Consider the following 3,025-nt stretch of genomic DNA (forward strand, 5'->3'; position numbering starts at 1 on the left):
TAAACCTGAAGAATTGTCAAAATTGTATGTCTATGATATCAACCCCACCATTACAAGGGCTGTCTGGCAGAAGATGTGGGCGGATGGATATCCAGGTAAACGTATGCGGACGATTTCGATCCATCGTATGCGAAACGGCAGAATCATCAATGTTGATGTTTCACGAACCTTTGTCCGTTTTCTCGATCGGATGTACTTCTGTTCGATTGCACGGCCTATTGAGCAGAATGGAGACGAGAACACGGTACTGGTATAATATAGTACAATCCCTGTATTCTCCCCTCACGTCTCCTTGTTGGAACGTGATCTGATCCGCATGAGAATTCTGTTCATCGTCTGGTCCTGAGGGTGTGCCCCATCCCTGATCAGCTGAGTGAGTGGGTTAATTGCTCCTTCACCCACCTCAATAAGGGCATATTCGGCCTTTTTCCGTACCATCATGTCAACATCCGACAGAGCATGAATGAGGAGATCTATAGCATCTTTCCCCTGAATACGGGAGAGGGCTTTTATTGCCTCAATCCTTACCTCTACCGGGCTATTGTTTAGGGTAGCCCTGATTGGTTCAATAGTATCTGAATCGATACTCTCTATCTCAAACCACCGGTTCTGGCCGATCAGAAAGTAGACTTCCTCTTCTTTTGTTGAAGGGGTCCAGCCAAGAGTTGAGAGGGCGGATGAGATGTTCTTGTTCCCACCCCCTCCACCAAGCGTCATGGCCCTGACCAGATGCATCTGTGGTGTGCCATCAGGGTCTTTCAAGGCTGCGAGTGCAGCCTCCTGTACACGAAGATCATTGTCGTCAAGGGCATTTATCAGTGCGTTAATAGCAGAAGGATCATCAATATAACCAAGAGACCGTGCTGCAACTGACCGGACATCGTCATCCCTGTCCATGAGAGCTCTTCTGAGGGTTGGTATCACCTCCGGAGTTCCGATGTAACCAAGCGACTCAACTATTATTGCCCGAACATCTTCATTCTCTTCCGTCTCCATTGCACGCATCAGAGAATCAACCGTCTTTTTTGCACCAATACGTCCAAGATTTCGTGCGGCAATGGCCCGGATTTGCGGACTTTCATCATAAAGGGCCTCAGTAAGAGGATCAATGGCAACATCCCGCATCTCCCCGATTACTTCCTCGGCAAGTGCTCTAACTTCGGGAGATTCAGTTTTTATTGCATTGAGCAGCTCTACAATTGCCGGTTTTCCCATGACTGTAAGTTTCATGGCAGCGGCAAACTGAACATTCCGATTACTCTCTTTGAGACCATTTATAAGTTTTTTTACCTCGTTATCCCCATCATGTATAACATACAGCTTTTCATCTTCTTTCTTAAGTGTCGGGATTCCTTTGGGTTTTGGCACAGCAACCCCGATCTGTTCAACCCATGCTTTCCTCCAGAGCTCCATTGCTTCTCTCTTTCGGATCATACGGAGTGCATAGAGCCGGATACCCTGATCTGGATCTCTAAGTGCCGGACGAATGGCAGCAGTCGCTTCATCTTCGCTCATGCTACCAAAGGTGTCAAGGGCTGTCATCTTCTGAAGTCGCATACCCGAGCGGAGGATCTCTGAGAGTGGAGGTATTGCAGCAAGTCCTAATCTGGAGAGTGAGCGGGCTATTGTCTGGCGCATCTCCTCATTTTCATCATCAAGGTGCTGTATAAATATCGGGATGATAGCAGAATCTTCTATCCTCCCAAGTGCAGTAACAGCGTTCATTCGCACCTGTAGCGGTGGGGCATCAAGAGCACGTATAAGTGCCGGTACTGCAGTTGAACCGATACGGATAAGTGCATCAATGGCCGCCTTTTGAACCCGATAATTTTCATGGACAAGAAGGAGAATAAGGGTTGTGATGATCGTGACATCCGAAAAGTAGCCAAGGGCAGAAACTGCAGCAACCTGAACATCCGGCTCCTCATCTTTTATAAGCTCAATGAGTGAATGTTGTGCCCTGAGATCTGCAATTTCTCCGAGTGCTTCAGCTCCAGCTGCCCTGACGAACGGAACGGTATCATGTAAACTATGAATAAGTGGATCAACAGCAGGTTCTTTATAAAGTCTGAGTGCATAACATGCGGATGCACGAATATTTGCATCCCGATCCGATAATGAGGCAACAAGGGAAGTAAATCCATTCAATTTTTTTGAGGTGTCCACTTTATCATCAGGATCTATTTTACGAGGATCTGGTGATGGTTGCAGAGGCGGTCCAGCAATAACACTGCTCTCTGCGAGGAGAAACTCCTCATCACCCTTCTTCTTCACTTCAGGCTCCGGGTCTTCTGGTACGTAGTGTCTGGGCTTCCTCTCCCCGTACAGGCTTCTGAGCACCTCATTTAAGCTCTCAAATATCGTCTCATTCTCTTTGAGAGTTTCATGTGTGTCTGAATATATCTCCGGATCCGGTAAAACCGGCAGGGGTTTTTGTGGGATTCCTTGTGCAAGATAATCCTTCCGTGCCTGAAGCGATCCCTTCATCTCCTCTTCATATCGGCTTTTTGTTATCTTCTGATCCTTTGGTTTATCAAAAAAAATGCCCTTTCCAGCAGGCACAGAAGGTGCTTTCTTTCGGAGTATTTGTATGAGACTCTCCCTTGCCTTAAGAGAGGCATTCATCTCTTTCCTGTATTGGTCATCTCCCTGTGGTTGTGGTGCCTGAATCTGCTGTTCCTGATTTGTTTTATTAATCTTTGCAAGTGCTGATCTGGCAGCATATGCAAGGGTATTGTCTCCCGATTTGGAAGCCTTATTGAGGGCGGCGATACCGGGTTTTCCTATCACACGAAGAGTCTCTGTTGCCCCGGATCTAACCGCGGAGTGTTCTTCTCTAAGAGCAGAAATGAGTGCCGGGATGGCTGGTGTCCCGATACGGGAAAGTCCAACCCAGTCCTCTCGTGCAAGGAGCATCATCACCTTTTGCTGATCATTTTTAGCTTCCCATCCAAGCCGCTTCAGTCCCCATGATGCTTCCATCCGCACAAGTGGATAGCTTGCTCTGAGACAATTAACCAGGGTC

The 3,025-nt window shown here is 47.5% G+C and carries 1 protein-coding gene and 1 pseudogene; one reads left to right on the top strand and one right to left on the bottom strand.

Going from position 1 to position 3,025, the window contains the following annotated elements; genetic code table 11:
- Positions 1 to 256: pseudogene (locus Q7V06_RS01555) on the top strand (hypothetical protein); the annotation flags it as partial.
- Between the two features lie 26 nt (positions 257 to 282).
- Here Q7V06_RS01555 and Q7V06_RS01560 read toward each other — a convergent pair.
- A partial coding sequence (locus Q7V06_RS01560; protein WP_304837056.1) for a HEAT repeat domain-containing protein occupies positions 283 to 3,025 on the bottom strand: 2,743 nt, incomplete at its 5' end.

This window comes from Methanocalculus sp. (genome assembly GCF_030651615.1).
In the GTDB taxonomy this organism is placed as follows: Archaea; Halobacteriota; Methanomicrobia; order Methanomicrobiales; family Methanocorpusculaceae; genus Methanocalculus.